The sequence below is a fragment of the Plantibacter sp. Leaf314 genome (assembly GCF_001423185.1).
Taxonomy (GTDB): Bacteria; Actinomycetota; Actinomycetes; order Actinomycetales; family Microbacteriaceae; genus Plantibacter.
The window spans coordinates 1,049,671-1,068,586 of the sequence record NZ_LMOB01000001.1; the positions used below are offsets into that span (position 1 = coordinate 1,049,671).

At 71.2% G+C, this 18,916-nt stretch carries 16 protein-coding genes; 2 read left to right on the forward strand and 14 right to left on the reverse strand.

The window, feature by feature from the left end:
* Positions 1-22 precede the first annotated feature (22 nt).
* Positions 23-3,322: a BTAD domain-containing putative transcriptional regulator gene (locus tag ASF68_RS04895; protein WP_082498488.1), complete on the forward strand. Its 3,300-nt coding sequence runs from the start codon at positions 23-25 to the stop codon at positions 3,320-3,322.
* A gap of 19 nt (positions 3,323-3,341) precedes the next feature.
* Here ASF68_RS04895 and ASF68_RS04900 read toward each other — a convergent pair whose 3' ends face one another.
* Both ASF68_RS04900 and ASF68_RS04905 read right to left on the reverse strand, forming a co-directional pair.
* Positions 3,342-4,157 carry an ABC transporter permease gene (locus ASF68_RS04900; protein ID WP_056007558.1) on the reverse strand — a complete coding sequence of 272 codons (816 nt, stop codon included), beginning with the start codon at positions 4,155-4,157 and terminating at the stop codon, positions 3,342-3,344.
* Positions 4,154-5,167 carry an ATP-binding cassette domain-containing protein gene (locus ASF68_RS04905; RefSeq protein WP_056007561.1) on the reverse strand — a complete coding sequence of 338 codons (1,014 nt, stop codon included), beginning with the start codon at positions 5,165-5,167 and terminating at the stop codon, positions 4,154-4,156. Before ASF68_RS04905 ends, ASF68_RS04900 begins: the two co-directional genes overlap by 4 nt.
* A 189-nt stretch (positions 5,168-5,356) precedes the next feature.
* Between ASF68_RS04905 and ASF68_RS04910 the strand changes: the two genes are divergently transcribed.
* Complete coding sequence (locus ASF68_RS04910) at positions 5,357-6,730, forward strand: L-serine ammonia-lyase (protein ID WP_056007564.1); 1,374 nt, start codon at positions 5,357-5,359, stop codon at positions 6,728-6,730.
* Positions 6,731-6,789: 59 nt separating this feature from the next.
* On the opposite strand, the gene ASF68_RS04915 is transcribed toward ASF68_RS04910, so the two are convergent.
* The 12 genes from ASF68_RS04915 to ASF68_RS04970 form a co-directional block, all read right to left on the reverse strand.
* Positions 6,790-8,718: a thioredoxin domain-containing protein gene (locus tag ASF68_RS04915; RefSeq protein ID WP_056007566.1), complete on the reverse strand. Its 1,929-nt coding sequence runs from the start codon at positions 8,716-8,718 to the stop codon at positions 6,790-6,792.
* A 21-nt stretch (positions 8,719-8,739) separates the two neighbouring features.
* Positions 8,740-9,519, reverse strand: a complete 780-nt coding sequence (locus ASF68_RS04920) for a DUF1684 domain-containing protein (RefSeq protein WP_056007569.1) — start codon at positions 9,517-9,519, stop codon at positions 8,740-8,742.
* Between the two features lie 129 nt (positions 9,520-9,648).
* Positions 9,649-10,584 (reverse strand): ABC transporter substrate-binding protein, encoded by a 936-nt coding sequence (locus ASF68_RS04925; protein WP_056007572.1) that lies wholly within the window; start codon positions 10,582-10,584, stop codon positions 9,649-9,651.
* A 91-nt stretch (positions 10,585-10,675) separates the two neighbouring features.
* The gene (locus ASF68_RS04930; protein ID WP_056007575.1) at positions 10,676-11,476 is read right to left on the reverse strand and encodes an ABC transporter permease; all 801 of its coding nucleotides are present in this window, start codon (positions 11,474-11,476) and stop codon (positions 10,676-10,678) included.
* Positions 11,473-12,183: an ABC transporter permease gene (locus ASF68_RS04935; RefSeq protein WP_056007578.1), complete on the reverse strand. Its 711-nt coding sequence runs from the start codon at positions 12,181-12,183 to the stop codon at positions 11,473-11,475. Before ASF68_RS04935 ends, ASF68_RS04930 begins: the two co-directional genes overlap by 4 nt.
* A complete protein-coding gene (locus ASF68_RS04940; protein ID WP_056007581.1) occupies positions 12,180-13,049 on the reverse strand; it encodes an ABC transporter ATP-binding protein in 870 nt (289 codons plus the stop codon). The genes ASF68_RS04935 and ASF68_RS04940 overlap by 4 nt, the downstream gene beginning before the upstream one ends.
* A gap of 207 nt (positions 13,050-13,256) precedes the next feature.
* Positions 13,257-14,741 (reverse strand): aromatic amino acid lyase, encoded by a 1,485-nt coding sequence (locus tag ASF68_RS04945; protein WP_056007583.1) that lies wholly within the window; start codon positions 14,739-14,741, stop codon positions 13,257-13,259.
* Between the two features lie 198 nt (positions 14,742-14,939).
* Positions 14,940-15,695 (reverse strand): ABC transporter permease, encoded by a 756-nt coding sequence (locus tag ASF68_RS04950; RefSeq protein ID WP_056007586.1) that lies wholly within the window; start codon positions 15,693-15,695, stop codon positions 14,940-14,942.
* Positions 15,695-16,606 (reverse strand): ABC transporter ATP-binding protein, encoded by a 912-nt coding sequence (locus ASF68_RS04955; protein ID WP_056007589.1) that lies wholly within the window; start codon positions 16,604-16,606, stop codon positions 15,695-15,697. The genes ASF68_RS04950 and ASF68_RS04955 overlap by 1 nt, the downstream gene beginning before the upstream one ends.
* A complete protein-coding gene (locus tag ASF68_RS04960) occupies positions 16,603-16,914 on the reverse strand; it encodes a transcriptional regulator (protein ID WP_056007592.1) in 312 nt (103 codons plus the stop codon). The genes ASF68_RS04955 and ASF68_RS04960 overlap by 4 nt, the downstream gene beginning before the upstream one ends.
* A 3-nt stretch (positions 16,915-16,917) precedes the next feature.
* A complete protein-coding gene (locus tag ASF68_RS04965) occupies positions 16,918-17,580 on the reverse strand; it encodes a hypothetical protein (RefSeq protein ID WP_157579815.1) in 663 nt (220 codons plus the stop codon).
* An 85-nt stretch (positions 17,581-17,665) separates the two neighbouring features.
* The gene (locus ASF68_RS04970) at positions 17,666-18,880 is read right to left on the reverse strand and encodes an HNH endonuclease signature motif containing protein (RefSeq protein WP_056007597.1); all 1,215 of its coding nucleotides are present in this window, start codon (positions 18,878-18,880) and stop codon (positions 17,666-17,668) included.
* Between the last annotated feature and the right edge of the window lie 36 nt (positions 18,881-18,916).

Below are 18,916 nucleotides of genomic sequence, written 5' to 3' on the forward strand. Positions count from 1 at the left end.
ACCCGCTGGGTATGCTCGACAGGTGCCCGCGTCCACGCCTCGAGTGACCGTGCTCGGTCCCGTCCGCGTCGTGGGTCGTGCCGGCGGGCTGGTCGAACCGGGTGGGCGCCGCGCCAAAGCCCTCGTGGCCGCGCTCGCCCTCGCGGAGGGCCGGTCCGTGTCGACGACGGCCCTCATCGACGCGCTCTGGGACGACGCCCCGCCGGTCGGTGCGAAGGCGGCCCTGCAGACCCTCGTGTCCCGGGTGCGAGCCGTCGCCGAGCCAGGACTCATCGAGTCGTCGGCCGCCGGCTACCGGCTCACGGCCGGCGCGGACGACGTCGACCTCGGCGCCGCCTCCGCCCTCGCGGACGCCGCGTCGACGGCGGTGCGAGGCGGCGACCCGCACGCTGCCGCGCAGCTCTCGCAGGAGGCCTTGCAGCTCTGGACCGGTGACCCCGGCGCCGAGCTCGACCCACCGCTCGCCGAGGAGCTCTCCGGCCGTGGGGCGCGACTGCAGGACGAGCTGCGCCGGGTCAGGGCGCAGAGCCGGATCGACATGGGCGAGGGTGTCGCCGTGATCAGCGACCTGGAGTCGCTCGCCGCAGCGGCACCGCTCGACGATGCGACGCACCTGATGCTCTTCAACGCCTACGCGCAGTGCGGCCGACGCGCCGATGCGATGCGCTTGTTCTCTGACCACCGGCGCCACCTGCGGGACGAGCTCGGGACGGATCCGGCGAACGCCCTCGTCGCCGCCCACACCTCCCTGCTGCAGGAGGGCGCCGATCAGCCGGCGACCGCGGCCTCCGCCCACGGAGCACCGCCTCCACCTCAGGAACGCACCGACCGCCTCGTCCTGGGGCTCCGCACGCCGCCGAACGAGCTCATCGGACGGGAGACGGACCTCGAGGCGATCCGGGAGCTGGTCGCCGAGGTGCGGATGACGACGATCCTCGGCCCGGGTGGACTCGGCAAGACCCGCCTGGCCCAGGAGGTCGCCCGCCGCGCGTCGGCATCCACACCGGGTGTCGTCTTCGTGGAGCTCGCCAGCATCCGGGACGCGGAGGACCTCCCGCTCGCGGTGGCCACCGCCCTCGGCATCCGGGACGTCACCGGCTCCCGGCGCCTCGGCGAGGCCTTCGCCGCCCTGCCCGTGGACCTGCATGAGCGCATCGTCGCGCGGCTGTCCGAACGTCCCACGCTGCTCGTCATGGACAACTGCGAACACCTCGTGGACGCGGCGGCCCGGTGGATCGCCGACGTCCTCGACTGGACGACGGGCCTCCGCGTCCTCGCGACCAGCCGCAGCCCGCTGTCGATCACGGCCGAGCACGTCTACCAGCTCGAACCGCTCGGCGCCGCCCACACCGACGGTGACGACCCGGACGAGGTCGGCCCGGCGGTGCGCCTGTTCATCGAACGAGCTCGCGCCGCCCGCCCGGGCGTCCACATCCCGCTCGAGACCGCGGCACGACTGTGCGCCGCTCTGGACGGGCTCCCCCTCGCGATCGAGCTGGCGGCGGCACGGACCCGCTCCATGTCCGTGGAGGAGGTGGAACGACGGCTCGGGAACCGTTTCGCCCTGCTGACCACCGGCTCCCGCAGCGCACCCGAGCGTCACCAGACCCTCCACGCGGTCATCGAGTGGAGTTGGAACCTCCTCGGTGAGCGTGAGCGGACGGTCCTGCGTCGCACGTCGCGATTCCCGGACGGGTTCGGCATCGACGCGGCCGGCGCCGTCGCCCCGGAGGTCGACGATGTCGCCGACGCCCTCGACGCGCTCGTCGGACAATCGCTCCTGACCGTCCGGGACGACCCGGCGACCGGGTCGCTCCGATTCCGGATGCTCGAGACGGTGCGCGAGTTCGGGATGATCGCGATGCAGGACGCCGGCGAGGAGGCGGAGGTCGTGGACGCCATGCGGCGGTGGGCGATCGCCCTCGCCGACGCGATGCAGCCGCGCATGCACGGGGCCGAGCAACTCGACGCCTTCGCGATCCTCGCCCTCGAACAGGACACCCTCGTGAGCATCCTGCGACAGGCCCTCGCCGACGACCGGGCAGACGTCGTCGGCCCGCTGTTCGCCGCGCTCGCGGTGTTCTGGACCTTCCGGAGCGCCCATCAGGAGGTGCTCGCGTTCGGTGAGCCGGTCCTCGCCGTCCTCCGACGCCAGGACGCCGGCTCGGTGACCGGTGACGCCCCGGCGGTCGCGTTCGCGATCATCGCGGTGACCTTCCTCACCACCGACGTCCGGACGTCGGCCCGCGCGATCGGGGCGCTCCGCCGCGTCGAACGCGTGCATCGGACGGAGCACCCGCGGATGCACGCGCTCGTCGGGCTCATGCTCGCCGCCGGACGCGCCGATCGGTCGGTGGACCTCATGCAGTCGTTCCGGACCTCACCCGACCCTCGGGTCGCCAACGTCGGCAACCTCCTCGCGGCGCAGATGGCCGAGAACGAGGGCGACCCGGCATCAGCAGAGGTGGCCGCGCTCCGGGCGAACGAGCTCTCCGTGTCGATCGGCGACGTCTGGGGAGCTGCGATGAGCGCGCACATGCTGGCGCAGTTGCACAGCCAGAACGCCGAATCCGAGTCCGCCCTCCACTGGGCCGGGTTGGCGGCCACCGGCCTCGAAGCGATCGGCGCCGAGGCCGACCTCCGCCAGCTGGACTGGCTCATCGCGCTCGGCGACATCGGCCGGGGCGACTACGCGTCGGCGACCGCGGTCCTCGACCGCTTCCTCGCCGATGAGACGCCGTCGACGGGCTTCACACCGATCCCCGAACGCGAGTCGATCGTGTGGGCCGGCCTCGCCGAGATCGCCCGCGCCCAGGGCGACAGCCGACGCGGCACCGAGCTCTACGGCCGCGCGCTCGGGGCCTTCAGCGGCGGTGAGTCCCGCCGCTCGCCCTGGTTCGCGCTCGTCGCCTCCGCCGCCCTCGCTGCGGCCGTGCTCGACGGCACCACCTCCTCCGAGGTCCACGGGCGTCTGGCCCGCCTGATCCGGACCCGGACGGTCGCGCTCGGCCGCCTGCTGCCGGAACGGTTCGACCGCCCCGTCCTCGGCGCCACCGTCCTCGCCCTCGGCAGCTGGTACCTGCGTGCGGAGGAGGACGACGTCCGGGTGGTCGGCGCGGAGCTCGTCGCCCTCGCCGCCGGGCTCGCGTCCCGGCAGGACATCCCGTCACTCGTCCGCCGCCTGCACGAACCGGACGCGAACGTCCTCCTGAGCGACGTCGACGACACGGTCATCGCCGCACGGGTCGCCCGCCTGTCCGCGAACGAGAGCGCCGCCAGGGCCCTCGAGCTGCTGGGCAGCCGGGTCCTGGCGGCGCGCTGACCGTCCGTCGGAGCCGATCTCAGGCGCGGCGCATGTACGCCCGCACCGTCAGCGGTGCGAACACCGCGACGATGACCGCAGCACCGAGGAGCGCGAGCCAGGCGTCCGAGCCGAAGGTGCCGGTGTTCGCGAGGTCGCGGACGGCGGTGACGAGGTGCGAGACCGGGTTCACGGCGACGAAGCCCTGGAGGAACGCCGGCATCGTGTCCGGGTTCACGAACGCGTTCGAGAGGAACGTGAGCGGGAACAGCACCAGGAAGGAGATGCCCTGCACGCTGCTGGCGCTCCGGGCGATGACCCCGAAGAACGCGAAGATCCAACTGATGGCCCAGGCGCAGACGATCACGAGCAGACCGGCGACCACCACGAAGCCGAGGCCACCCTCCGGCCGGTAGCCCATGACGAACCCCATGGCGAAGGTGAGCGTGGTCGCGATCGTGTACCGCACGGTGTCGGCCAGGAGTGCACCCGCCAACGGCGCGATCCGGGCGATGGGCATCGACTTGAAGCGGTCGAACACGCCCTTGTCCATGTCCTCGCGCAGCTGGATCCCGGTCACGACCGAGGTCGTGATGACGGTCTGCACGAGGATGCCGGGGATGATGATCGGGAGGTAGCTCGCCACGTCGCCGGCGATCGCGCCGCCGAAGATGTAGGTGAACATCAGGGTGAAGATGATCGGCTGGATCGTCACGTCGATCAGCTGCTCCGGCGTCCGTTTGATCTTGAGCAGTCCGCGGTACGCCATGGTGAAGGAGTTGCGGACCGTCTGCGACAGGCTGACGTGGTTCCGGAGGGACCGGTCCGTGCCGGGGGTGATGGTGATCGTGCTCATGCGTGGACCTGCTCTGCGGTGTCGAAGGAATCGGTGTCGGACGTGGCGCCGGCGTCGTCGGTCTCGACGCCGTGTCCGGTGAGGGTGAGGAAGACCTCGTCGAGCGTCGGCTTCTGGACACTCATCTCCGCGAGCCGGATCCCGGCTTCACGGAGGGTGATGAAGAGGTCGGTGACGGCGTCGGGGTCGCGCATGGGCGCCGTGATGCGGGTCGCCTCGGGCGAGACGACCGTCTCCACCCGGAGCACCTCCGTGATGACGCGTCGGGCGTCCTCGAGGTCGGCCGGATCCGCCAGTCGCAGTTGCAGCGACGACTCCCCCACGGAGGCCTTCAGTTCGTCGGACGTCCCCTCGGCGACGACGAGGCCCCGGTCGATGACCGCGATGCGATCGGCCAACTGGTCGGCTTCGTCGAGGTACTGGGTCGTGAGCAGCACCGTCGACCCGGTCGCCACGAGGCGTCGGATGGTGTCCCACATCTGCGCCCTCGTCCGCGGGTCGAGGCCGGTGGTCGGCTCGTCGAGGAAGATGAGCGGCGGTTGCGCGATGAGGCTCGCGGCGAGGTCGAGCCGACGCCGCATGCCGCCGGAGAACTTCTTCAGCGGACGAGCCGCCGCCTCGCTCAGTCCGAACTCCTCGAGGAGCTCGGCGCTCTTGCGCTTCGCCTCGGCACGACCGAAGCCGAGGAGCCGCGAGAAGATGACGAGGTTCTCGGTCGCGGAGAGGTTCTCGTCCACCGAGGCGAACTGCGCGGTCACACCGATGAGCTGGCGGACCACCTGCGATTCGCGCTGGATGTCGTGGCCGAAGATGGTCGCGCTGCCCGCGTCGGGACGGAGGAGCGTCGCGAGCATGCTGATGGTGGTGGTCTTCCCGGCGCCGTTCGGGCCGAGGACGCCGTAGACGGTGCCGGTCCTGACGGAGAGGTCGACGCCGTCGACCGCTCGGTTGTCGCCGAAGGTCTTCACGAGGCCGTGGGCCTCGATCGCCCAGTCGGAGCGGATGCTCATGCGGATGCCTTTCGATTCGTGGCGGACCGCCGGTGGGCGACCCGGACACGAGTGTGCTCGTCGGCACTCACCGATCACTCACGTCGCGCTGACGGCCGCTGACCGGGGCCGACAGCCGCCGTCAGCGACCGACCGCAACCGATCGCGCCTAGAGTGGAGGGAGCCAGTCGTACCGAAGGAGGTCGTCCAGTGACGGCATACGTGTCCGCATTCGACCTCTTCTCCATCGGCATCGGCCCCTCCAGTTCGCACACCGTCGGCCCCATGCGCGCAGCGCTGGCGTTCGTCCTCGGTCTCGAGCGCGACGGTCTGCTCGGACGGGTCGACCGCGTCACGTGCTCGCTCTTCGGCTCGCTCGGCTCGACCGGTATCGGCCACGGCACCCCGGACGCGGTCGTCGCCGGACTCCGCGGACTCACCCCGGAGGGATGCGACCCGGCCGAGGTCCGTCACGCCTGGAGCGAGCACCCGGACGGCGGAACCCTCCTCCTCGCCGGGGTCAGGCCCGTCGACTTCTCCCGAGACGACGTCTCGTTCGTCCCGAGGACGCGCCTCCCCGGTCACCCGAACGCGCTGACCCTGTCCGCCTGGGACCGCTCGAGCGAGGTACCGGTCCGCTCGGAGACGTACTACTCGGTGGGCGGCGGCTTCATCAGGCGCGACGGCGACGACCCGGCGTCCGCGCTGCCACAGCACCCCGTCCCGATGCCGTTCCGGACGGCCGAGTCGCTCATCGACATCTGCGACGACAGCGGACTGCCCATCGACGCGATCGCCAGGCGGAACGAGGAGGCCATGCGCACCCCGGAAGCGGTCGACGCCGGCCTCGACGCCATCTGGGCGGCCATGCACGAGTGCGTCACGGCCGGACTCGCGGACACGGGCACGCTGCCCGGCGGCCTCGGCGTCAAGCGTCGCGCCCGCGCCGTCCGCGAGCGACTCGACGTGGCCGAGGCGGAGAGCGGCCGCGAGCTGCCGACCGAGTGGCTCCACGCGTTCGCCCTCGCCGTCAACGAACAGAACGCCTCAGGCGGACGGGTGGTGACGGCCCCGACGAACGGGGCGGCCGGCATCATCCCGGCGGTCGGCAGCTACTACCTGCGATTCGTCCCCGGGGCGTCGCTCGACGGCATCCGCCGATACCTGCTCACCGCGACCGCGATCGGGTCGCTGTTCAAGGCGAACGCCTCCATCTCCGGTGCGGAGGGCGGGTGTCAGGCGGAGGTCGGCTCCGCGTGCGCGATGGCGGCCGGCGCCCTGTGCGCCGTGCTCGGCGGCACCCCACGGCAGGTCGAGAACGCGGCGGAGATCGCGATGGAGCATCACCTCGGCCTGACCTGCGACCCGGTCGGCGGACTCGTCCAGGTGCCGTGCATCGAGCGGAACGCGATCGCCTCCTCGACGGCGGTCAGTGCGGCCAGGCTGTCGTTGCACGGTGATGGGACGCACCTCGTCTCCCTCGACACCGTGATCGAGACGATGCGTCAGACCGGCGTCGACATGTCGACGAAGTACAAGGAGACCAGCGAGGGCGGCCTCGCGGTCAACGTCATCGAGTGCTGAGTCGCGCCGCCATCTCGGGCGGGGTCGGGCGCCTCAGCGTCGTTCGGCGGGTGACCCGATCACCGTGGGTCGAGTGCTGCCACGTCCGTCACGGGTAGGCGGCACACGAAGTCGTGGCAGAGATAGGCGGTCGGCAGACCGTCCCGGCTCGTCCGCTCGGCGAAGAGGCCGAAGCCGGCAGCAGCCCAGGCGGCGGCCTCCTGGTCCGTGAACACCGTCACCACCGCGTCGCGTCGCGTCCTGACGGCGTCACGCATCGCCCGAGCGGCGGTGACCCGGTCCTCGCTCTCGTCGGTGCGGACGTGATCCGGCGCGACGACGACGAGTTGCGAGGCCGCTTCCCCGAGCGATGCGGCCAGTCCGAGGCTCGCGCCGAACGCGGTCGGTGCCCGCAGCGCCGCCGACGCGGCGAACCGCACGGCGCCCTCGGCGGCCGCCCGGAAGCGCCCGTCCGCCGAGAGCTGGTACAGCAGCAGCGACGCCTGGCCGAGCGCGGAGATCCCCGACGGGTAGGCGCCCTCCGACGGGTCGCCGTCAACGCGGGTGCCGTGAGCGGCCAGCACCGGGTCTCCACCACCCGGCAGGACGAACCCGGCCACAGCGGTCGGCGCACCGGCCCCTGACGCCTCGGCCCCGGAACCCTCGGGGAGGCATCGTTCGACGAGGTCCCTGGCGAGCTCCGCGTAGCGCACCTGACCCGTCGCGAGGCCGAGACGCACCAATCCGGTGGCGAGCATCCCGTAGTCCTCCAGGGCCGCCGCCGCCCCCGAGCGCTGCTCGTCGAGCGAGGCGCGCGCGAGGGTGCCGTCCGGCAGCAGGTGGTTCTCGACGACCGCGTCGGCGGCCCACCGGGCGGCCTCGAGCCACTCGGGGCGGTCGAGGACCGTCGACGCCTCGGCCAACGCGCCGATGGCGAGTCCGTTCCACCCCGACAGCACCTTGCGGTCGACCGCGGGCGGAACGAGCGTTGCTCGGCCGTGCACGTCGCGCCGGTAGTAGCCGCCCTCCGACCGGACGCCGTCGACGACGCTCTCCGAGTCCTGGGCGGACCCGAAGCCGCCGCTCGGCTGCTGGAGGGTGTCGATGAGGAAGCCGGCGATCCCGGTGGCGACGGTGGCGGCCCACGGGCTTGGACGCTCCGCCCAGGCCCGCACGTACGCGGTGAGCAGCAGCGCGTTGTCCGTCAACATGCGTTCGTAGTGCGGCTCGGTCCAGTCGCGGTTGACCGCGTACCGGAAGAACCCGCCTTCCACGGGGTCGCGGAGCGCCGACGCCCCCATCGTCCGGAGCGTGCGCTGCGCGAGGTCGACACCGCGGCGAGCAGCCTCCCCCTCACGTGGCGTGAGCAGGACGTCGAACACCGGCGCCATCGGGAACTTCGGGGCGGTGCCGAATCCGCCCAGGTCGCGGTCCTCGAGGCCCTCGATGATCGCGACCGCGGCGTCGAGGTCTTCGGGCCCCGGCACGGACGCGTCTTCAGGGGCGGTCATCGCCTCGGCGATCGCGCGGGCGAGGCCGTCGGCGCTGGCGACGACGTCCTCTCGACGCTCCGTCCACGCCACCCGGACCGCCTCGAGCACCTGCGGGAAGGACGGGTGGCCCCGGAGCGGCACCGGCGGAGAATAGGTGCCGGCGTGGAACACATGCCCGCGAGGCGTCACGAAGACGTTCAACGGCCAGCCGAGCTCCCGGGTGAACGCCCCGGCCGCGGCGAGGTAGCTCGCGTCGACGTCGGGATGCTCCTCGCGATCGACCTTGACGGCCACGAAGTCACGGCGGAGCAGCTCCGCGATCCGCTCGTCCGCGAAGGACTCCCGCGCCATGACATGGCACCAGTGACAGGTCGAGTACCCGATCGACACGAGCAGGGGGACGTCACGACGGGCGGCCTCCTCGAAGGCCTCGGGCCCCCAGGGGTACCAGTCGACCGGCTGCTCGGCGTGGGAGCGGAGGTACGGGCTCATCGCCCCGGCGAGCCGGTTCGTCATGTCGGGTCCGTCGCCCGATCCCTATCGACCGAGCGGCAGCTGCTCGCCCGCCGTGATGCGGGACCGGAGCCGGTTGTTCGGGGCGGGCAGCGGGCACACGTAGTGGTCGCTGAACGCACACGGCGGCAGGTAGGCGCGGTTGAAGTCCACGAGGACGTGTCCGTCTGCGGTGGGCGCCGGCATGCTGATGAACCGGAACCGGTAGGTCTCGTCGCCGCTCGTGCCGTCGGAGAACACCGCCCAGAGCCCGTTCGGGCCGCCGGTGACGGTCAAGGACACGGCTTCGTCGCCGAGCGTGAACTCGACCCGGCCCACCGGCGTCTCCGTCGTGACGTGGCCGTCGATGGATTCGGTCTCCACCGTCACCCCGGGCGAGGGGACGAATCGGGCGGGCCTGATCCACGAGACGTCCGGGGCGAAGGCGCTGATCCCGGAGAGCGCGGTGCGCGTCGGAGCCTCGGGATCGAGGACTCGGAGGGCGTAGGCGCCGTCGCGCTCCATGCCGCGCAGGAGGGCGTCGCCGAAGTGCAGTTCCTCACCGTGGACGAGCTCGACGCGGTCGGTCATGATCTGCGCACCGCTCGGTGTCGTGAGGCCCGTGCCGGTGAGCCGTTCGCCCACGATGCCGGTGTCGTCGGCACGCCAGGTGCCCGGAGCGCCTTCCAGAGGCGTCGCCTCCTCGGTCAGCCAGTGCGTGAAGCGCAGCGCGGCGATCCCGTGCGGCGCGCGCACCGAACGCTCGCGGGCGGTGTGCCAGGCGGTCCAGGACGCGATGAACTCGACGGGGGTCTCGGAACTCATACCCCGACGGTACCAACTCCAGGCGTCGCACAGCCCCCCTGGACATCCCGCCTCGCCCGGATGCGCTCACCGCGAACAGCACGATGGCGCCGCCCGGCGGACCGGGCGACGCCATCGAGGTGGTGCGGACTAGTTGAAGAGCTTCTTGTCCTTGAGCCAGTCGGCAGCGAGGGTCTTCGGTGCCGCCTTCTCGTCGCCCTGGTTGCGGGCGTTGAGCTCGATGAGGTCTTCGGTGGTGAGCTCCGCCGACACGGCGTTGAGCACCTCCTTGACCTTGTCGCTGGCCTTGTCCGAGTTGATCAGCGGGAGGACGTTCTGCGGGAGGATCAGGTTCTCCGGGTCCTCCAGCGTGACGAAGTCGTTCGCGGCGATCGACGGGGTGGTCGTGTAGATGTCGGCCATCTGGACCGTGCCGTCGAGCAGGGCCGCGGTGGTCTGCGCGCCGCCGCCGTCGCTGATCGGCACGAAGGTGAGCTTGTCGGCCGGGACACCGTAGACCTCGGTCAGGCCCTTCGGTCCGTACGGACGCTCGGCGAGCTCAGGAGCCCCACCGATGGCCAGCGGGACGGTGAGGGACGCGAGGTCGGCGAGGCTCGTGACGTTGTTCGCCTCACTGAACTCCTTGGTGACGTTGTAGGAGTCCTTGTCCTCGGCCTTCGACTGGTCGAGCACCTCGTAGCCCTTGGGAGTCGCCTCCTGGAGCGCCGAGTAGACCTCGTCGCTCGACTTGGCCGTCGCCGAGTCGTCGAAGAACTGCAGCAGGTTGCCGCTGTAGTCGGGGACGAGGTCGATGGACCCGTCTTCGAGGGCGGCGATGTAGACGTCGCGGGCGCCGATGTTGAGCGACTCGGCGGTCTTGATGTCGTTCGCCTCGAGCGCCTGGATGTAGATCTGCGCGATGATCTCGGACTCGGGGAACCCGGCGGAACCGACGGTGATGGTGTCCGAAGCGGCGGTCTCACCGGCGGTCGGATCGCCCGCGGAGCAGGCGCTGAGGGCGAGTGCTGCTGCGGCGGTCGCCGCGATGCCGACGGCGAGGCGTCGACCCTGTCGAATGGTGAACATGAGGTTTCCTATCTGTGATGGACGAGAACGGTGGTGCCGTTGTGCGGGATGGTGCCTCGGGCGATGCTGGCGCCCGAGAGGGTTCGGAGTGCTACTCGATCCGGTGCGCTGCGGTCTGCATCTTCGTCTCCGCCGCTGCGAGCTCGGGGTCCGGTGACGTCGATCGGTCGCCGGCACCGCGCGAGCGGGTCTCGTCGACGCGGGCGTGGGTCGCCTGGACGCCGCGCGGGACGACCGCTCGCTGGAGGAGCGAGAAGAGGCCCTCCAGCAGCAGGGCGAGAACGATGATGATGATCGATCCGGCGAGCATCTGCGCGTAGTCGCGCACCGGCAGGCCGTCGAGGATGTACCGGCCGAGCCCGGGGCCGTTGGTCAGGAAGGCCACGACCGTCGCGGTCGCTATCGTCTGCAGGACCGCCGAACGGACGCCACCGATCATGAGCGGCAGCGCCAGCGGGATCTCCACCTTGCCGAGGATCTGCCACTCGTTCATGCCGACGGCGCGAGCGGCGTCGACGGTCTGTCGGTCGATCGCCTCGACACCGCCGTACGCGCCGGCGAGGACCGGCGGGACGGCGAGCACGACGAGTGCCGTGATCGCGGGGACGAGGCTCGTGCTCGAGAAGCCCCAGCCGAGCGTGATGAGTGCGAGGAGCGAGAGCAGGCCGAGCGTCGGGAGCGCGCGGAGCGACCCGGTGATGACGACCGCCAGCTCACGCCCCTTGCCCGTGTGCCCGATGAGGAGCCCGAGCGGGATCGCGATGAGGCAGGCGATCAGGACGGTGAGGCCGGTCACGCCGAGGTGCTGGAGCACCCGGACGGGGATGCCGCCAGGACCCTCCCAGTGTTCCGGGTCGAAGATCCACGCGAACGCGGCGAGGAAGTTGATCATGCGACTCCTCCCCCGGTGGTCGCCAACTCGCGGGCCTCGGTGGCGGCGCGACGGCGACGGATCGCCCCCTTCGAGCTCATACGCGTCCAGGGCATGAGCAGGCGCCCCAGGAGGACGAGCAGGACATCGAACACGATCGCGATGACGACCGTCCCGACGATACCCGTGAGGATCTCGATCGGGAACTGGCGGTTGTAGCCGTCGGTGAACAGGTAGCCGAGGTTCGTGACCCCGATGAGGGCGCCCACGCTCAACAGGCTGATGGTGCTGGCAGAGACCACCCGGATGCCCGCGAGCATGAGCGGGCCGGCGAGCGGGAACTCGACCCGCCAGAAGCGTTGGCCGGTCGAGAACCCGACGGCCTGCGCCGACTGCCGCACGCCGGCGTCGACGGCGTCGAGCGCGTCGGCGATCGTCCGCACGAGGAGCGCCACGGCGTAGATGGTCAGGGCGATGACGACGTTCGCCGGGTCGAGGATCTTCGTCCCGATCAGGGAGGGCATGAGGACGAACAGCGGCAGCGACGGGATCGCGTAGAGGATGCCGCTCACCGTGAGCAGGACCCCGCGCGACCACCGGTACCGGTGGGCGAGCCAGCCGAGCGGCAGGGAGATGAGGAACCCGAGGATGATCGGCGGAAGACTCAACTGCACATGGGTGAGCGTGAGCTCCCAGATCATGCTCCAGTTCGCGATGACCCAGTTCATCTGGACGCGCCGCCCTCGGCCGATTCCCTGCCCTGTGGCCCACCGGGATCGCGGCGGTCTCCGAGGACACCCGCTGGGCGCCCGGACTCGTCGACGACGACGTCCCGTCCGCCCACCCGCTCGACGTGCAGGGTGCGCTGGCCGCGATCGGCACCGATGAACTGGGCGACGAAGTCGTTCGCCGGCTCCGCGACGATCTCCGCCGGTGAACCCACCTGGGCGATGTGGCCGCCCTTCTGCAGGATGACGACCTGGTCGCCGAGGAGGAACGCCTCGTCGATGTCGTGGGTGACGAACACGATCGTCTTGGCGATGTCGCGCTGCAGGCGGAGCAGCTCCCGCTGGAGTTCAGCCCGGACGAGCGGGTCGACGGCGCCGAACGGCTCGTCCATCAGGAGGATGTTGGGGTCGATCGCCAGACCTCGCGCGACCCCAACACGCTGCTGCTGCCCGCCGGACAACTGGCTCGGGTAGCGGTCGGCGAGCGAGCGGTCGAGTCCGACGGTGTCGAGCAGGGTGAGGGCGTCCGCCCGGGCCTGCTTCTTATTGATGCCGGTGAGCATGGGCACCGTGGCCACATTGTCGATCACGGTGCGGTGCGGGAGCAGGCCGGAGTTCTGCATGACGTACCCGATGCGGCGACGCAGCCGGACAGGGTCGACCGCCGAGACGACCTCGTCGTCGATGACGATGCGGCCCTCACTCGGATCGACCATGCGGTTGATCATGCGCAAGAGGGTGGTCTTGCCGCAGCCGGAGGATCCGACGAAGACCGTGGTCGACCGCGACGGGATCGTGAGGGAGAAGTCGTCGACCGCGAGGGTGCCGTCGTCGAAGCGCTTGGAGACGTGTTCGAAGGAGATCATGCTGGACCGATGCCTCTTCTCTGCACGGCTGTTCGTGACAGGTCGTCTTCCAAGGGTCGTCGCCGCCGCGGTCGGTGGCTCGCTGAACGTCTCTCGGTCGGTGGTCCGAACCTACCGGAGGGTACCGACATCGCCCACCCCCTCGACACGTGTCGAAATACATGGCATGCGACGGCGCGCACCGGCACCGTCCGGCCGACGGGTCCCTCAGGAGCGGTCGACGCCGAGCGCGGCGAGCGCCGCCGCGACGAGCTGCTGACCATGCTGCTCCTGCTCGATAGCCGACCGGAGGCCGGCGTGGGCGACCGAGAACCCGACGGACCACTCGTCGTGCTCCGCCGGACCGAGCGCGTCCGCTGCGACGACCGCCTCGACCGCCAGGACGTCCGCGAGGAGGGCGGTCGAGCGTTCCAGCAGTCGGAGGGAGGTCCCGGCGAACGAAGCAGGATCGTCCGCGGCCTCGTCCGGCACGCCGGTCGCGACGACCGGGGTCGCGAGCACGCGGAGCTCGGCGACGAGGTCCGCCGCCGACTGCCGGAGCCGATGCGGGACGAGCCGGTGCCCGGTTTCGCGGTGGTCGACCTCACCGCCGTCGATGCGTGCGAGCCGTCGCTCGGCGGCAGCGGCGGTGTGCGCGACGGCCGCGCGGAGCCCGTCGAAGGCACGGGCGAGCCGCGCGCCATGCAGCAGACCGCCGGTCCGGAGGACACCCGACGCCTGATCGACGAGCGGATCATCCGAGGCCGTTGCGAGCGTCGCTTCGACGAGCAGGACGGCCGCCGTGACCTCGTCGGCGAGTGCACCGTTGATCTGCGGGGTCGCCCGGAGCCGCAGTCCGTCCGGATCCCGTTCACCGCGCGCACCGTCCGCGCGCACCGGCGTCGCCAACAGCTCGGCGATGCGCTCGGCGCTCGCCCGGGTGCCCGCCGACGGGCTGCCGGCGAGGACGGTCGCGTCGAACGCCGGTCCTCGCTCGCCGAGTCCTGACGGCGCACCGGCCCGCGACGAGAGAGCGCTCGTGGTGTCGGCCAGCCGACTGAGCGCACCGAGCCGGTGGAGCGCGAGTGCGCCGACGCCGAGGGAGTAGGCGTTGTGGTGCACGAACGCGAGCGCCTCGTGCACCGCGAGGCCGAGCGGTGCGAGCCCGACCCGCGACAGGGCGACCCGTGCGGAGAGCCGCTCGCCCGCGAGGACCGCCTCCCCCTGTCCGATCACGAGCGTCGCGACGGGCGCGAGGTGGGTCTGGTCGCCGTCACCGACGGATCCGATGGACGGGATCACCGGGGTCACGCCACGGTTGAGGAGCTCCGCGACGAACACGGCGGTCTCGAGGCGGATCCCGGATGCGCCACGCGTCCATCCGGCGAGCCGGGCGGCGACCACCGCCCGAGCCCGGTCCACGGACAGCGGGAGACCGATGCCGCCACGGCGATCATGGACGACGCGCTCCTCCACCGCCGACGCGTCGAGCGTCGCGGTGCGCGGAGCCACTCGCCCCACGCCCGGGCCTCGAGACGGTGCGCCCGGCGCGTCGACTCCGACCGCCGCCGTCTGCCGGTCGACGATGGCCCGCCCCGCACCGATGCGGTCGAGCGCCGCCGTGTCGAGGACAACGATCGCGTCGTCGCGGGACACGGCCACGAGGTCGTCGACCGAGATCGGACCGGTGCCGAACACCACAGGCGCTCCCATCAGCGCGCACCGGTCGGCCGGTCGGCGGCGTTCATCTGGTCTGCGCTGCTGGACACGGGTCGCTCCATCCGCTCGTCGAGGGGCCGTGGACCGGCCGGGATGGACGTCAGCGTACGAGCGCCTGGCGACCGGCGCACGGCGTGTGTCGACGTATGACGGGACGCGGGGACGGCCGGAGCGACGGGGTGCCGGCGGACCTCAGCGGTAGCGGCGGCCCTCGTCGCGGCGGTAGAGGGCGAGGACCACGACGGTGAGGACGAGCGTCCACGCGAGGACCCCGACCCACGACCACCACGGCAACTCGCCGCCCTGGACCGCCCAGACGACGAGCTCCCGGGTCTGGCGGCTCGGGAGGAACATCGACAACCGGTCGAGCCACGGGGCGAAGAGGAACGGTGGGATGAACAGTCCGCCGGCGAAGGCCAACGAGAACATGGCCACCTGCACCACGGCGATCGCGGCCTTGCTCGGGAGGGCGTACCCGATCGCGGTGCCCAGGAGCATGAACGGCATGGCACCCACGACGAGCGCCACGACGCCGCCGAGGAGTCCCAGCGGGGTCGCGGTGGCCGCGGTCAGGAGCGCACCGAGCACGACGACCGGCACGACGGCCGCGAACCCGAGGAGGCCGACCGAGCAGAGGTGCGAGAGGACCCGGGCGACACCCGTCACCGGGAGCGTGCGCAGGTACGGATCCCACGCCTGCTCCCTCGCCTGGGCGATGGTCAGCCCGAAGCCGAACAGGGCGTTCGCGAGCACCGCGAAGACGATGAGGGAGATGACCGCCTGGGTCGCGATGCGGGGGTCGCCGGCGACCTGCGCCTGCGGGACGACGAAGAACAACAGCGAGAGCGCCGGGAATACGAGCGAGCCGATCACCGCGATCGGGACGCGCACCGTTTCGAGCAGGGAGTACCGGGCGTGCAGGGTGGTGAGCTGCAGCGTGGTGGCCATCAGGCGGCGCTCCGTCCGACGGTCGCCCGGGCGTCCGCGGTGAGGGTCAGGAACGCCTCCTCGAGGGTCGCGCCGCGGACGGCGAGATCGGTGAACGGGACCTGGGACCGGACGAGATCGCGCACGAACGCGTCGGCGTCGCGGACGTCGAGTTCGACCGTGTCCCCATCCCGGCTCGCCTGGACGACCCCGGCGAGCCGCTCCACCGACGCGGGGTCGGTGCTCCGGAGTCGCACCCGGTGGATGCCGACCAGCCCGAGCACCTCGCGCAGCGGCGCATCGGTGATGACCCGTCCGCCACCCAGCACCACGACACGCTCGGCGAGCGCTTCGATCTCCTCGAGGTAGTGGCTGGTGAGGACGATCGTCGCACCGAGCTCGCGTTGCCGGCGGATCGCGTCCCAGAGGGTGCGGCGTGCGTCGACGTCGAGGCCCGTCGTCGGCTCGTCGAGGAGCACGAGACGCGGTTTTCCGACGAATGCGAGCGCGACCGCGAGGCGCCGCTGTTGGCCGCCCGAGAGCGAGCCCGTCTGGCGTCGGATGAGCTCGCCGAAACCGAACTGCTCGGCCAGGACGTCCGTCGGCACGCGGTCGGCGAAGTGCCGTCCGACGAAGTCGACGACCTCGCCCACCCGCAGCGTCGGCGGGAGTGCCGTCTCCTGCGGGGTCGATCCGAGCCGGGTGCGGTTGACCGCCTGGGCGGGGTCGCCACCGAAGAGGGTCACGGTGCCGCTCGTCGGACGTCGCGTGCCCTGCAGCAGGGAGAGCACGGTGGACTTGCCGGCGCCGTTGGGGCCGAGGAGCCCGACGAGCGAACCCGGCTCGATCCTGAGGTCGACGTCGTCCAGCGCGGTCACGTCGCCGTAGCGTCGCGTCACGCCCTCGAGGGTGGCCAGTGGTGTGGTCGTCATGATGTCCCCGTTCCCGTCGCGCCGCCGAGCATCGCTCGGAGCCCGGTCATGTAGTCCTCGAACGCGCGGCGCCCGAGCGTGGTGAGTTCCAGGTAGGTGACCGGAGTGCGTCCCCGGTGGGTCTTGGTGACGAGCACGTAGGCGCCGTCCTCGAGTTTCCGCAGGTGGGTGGACAGGTTTCCGGCGGTCATGTCGAGCATCTCCTGCAGACGGGGGAACGACATGCTGCTGTCGGCATCGATCGCCGCGAGCGTCGACATGATGCGCAGGCGGGCTTGTGCGTGGATGAGGGGGTCGAGTTCGTCCATCGGTCACACCGCCGATCGGTGGGCACGCCGACGGCGGGTCGCCTCGAGGAAGGTCGCGTACACGAGGAAGCCGCCTCCGCCGGCGATCGCCATGATGAGCGCGTTGCCCGGCGAGCCGAAGAACGGCGCGGCCATGCCCACGACGATGATCCAGATGCCCATGCCGTACATGAGGCGGTCGCGCCAGACCGCTCCACCTGCGAGGTACAGCAGACCGACCACGAGGCTGTAGATGGCCGGGTAGAAGATGGCGGCGAGTGCGGGTGCCATCCCCGCAGCGAACAGGGCGCCGCCGAACACGGCCGCGGCCGTGCACCCGATCGCCCAGGCGATGCCGTACATGGTCCCCTGCACCTGCTGGGCTCCCTGGATACCCCGCGACACGCGGGAGCCGATGATCGACGACGAGACGATGCCGCCCACCATCAGGATCCCGAAGAGCCACCCGGCGACCGTCGGCGGCGTGGTGAACCAGGGGTTCTCGTCGCTCGCGGACCAGAGCGCGAGGAACCCGACGGTCCACGCGACACCCCAGATGTACACGATCGCGATGGTGGGCCTCGTGAAGATGTCGTCGACGCGGCTCGCCTGTCGCTCCTGCAGCGCGAGCATGGCGGCCGGGTCGAGCGCGTCCGAACCATCGGTGGGTTCCATCGGTGAAGTCATACCTACTTTGTAACGCAAACCACTCTGCGATGCAACCCTGTTTGCAGCACGAGCACCTCTCGGCAAGCTCAGGGACCGCAAGAGTTCAGAACGGTGCGGGGTCCGGGGCTGTCCGGTGGTGTTTTCCGTCGGGTGTGGTCCAGTCGAGGACGCCGTCCGGTTGGTGGTCGAGGTTCCAGCCGGGGAGGTGCTTCATCCGGTGGTGATGTCGGCACAGGCAGGCGAGATTCCCGACATCCGTCGTTCCGCCGTCCTGCCAGGCGACGGAATGGTCGAGGTCGCAGGCCCTGGCGCGGCGGCCGCAGCCGGGTGCGCGACAGGTGCCGTCTCGGAGGCGCACTGCCCGTTGCAGATCGGCGGGGACTCGGTACTGGCCGCGGCCGACGGAGAGGACGGCGCCGGTTTCGGGCTGGACGAGGATCCGGGTCATGCTGGGTGCGTTGACCGCGATGCGGACGGCGGTCTCGGGATCGATCGGACCGTACCCATCGAGCGTGGCGGGGGCGTCGGAGACACCGGCCATGCCGAGCGCCGGGACCGTGATCTGCACGGTCGGCTTGATGTGTTCCTGCACCTCGATCGGGTGCGGAAGCACCGGGTTCGATGCGACGTCATCCGGGGTGACACCGGTGAGGGCGAGGGCCGCGAGCGCGTCGGCCTGCAACTGCCCACTGGTGCGCTGATCGCCCGCGCGACGCGCTTCGGACGCTGCGCTCTCGAGGCGCTCGACGATGCCCTGCGCGATGGGTGCCGTGGTGAACAGGTGCACCCAGGCCATGCCGTCTGAGGCCGGCTCGAACTCGATGCGGCGGTCCGCCTCGGAACGCAGTGCACGCGCGGTGATGGACTCGGGGTGGAGTCGCTCGCGGAGGTCCTTTGCGCGCTTTTTGAGCCGCGCGGCGGTCAATCGCTCAGCCATCGGGAGCACCTCGGCGAGAAAGGACGCGCGACCGGCCGTCGGAACCTCGCGCAGTTGATCCGTGATCGTGCGCGCGTGTCGGCCCGATATGCGACCCGCTTCCAGCGCCGCCAACACGGACGGTGCCTCGTTCACGAGGCGCTCGGCGTCGTCCGTCGCGTGCAGGACTGTCCGCTCGGCGGAGCGGGTCGCCATCGCGAGCATCGCGCACGTCGAGCGGCGCGACAGTGCCCGGCGCTCTGCGGGCGGATAGATGGCGGGAACCACCGTGTCTGCGAGGGCGTCGGCGTAGGCCGCCGACCGGGCCAGCAGCCGGGCCTCCTCGGCGTCCAGAGCCGCGCGCCGGCGGTGGATGTCCGCGAACGTGTCCGAGAACTCCACGAGCTGCGCGGCGTACTCGTCGCCAGCTCGAACTAC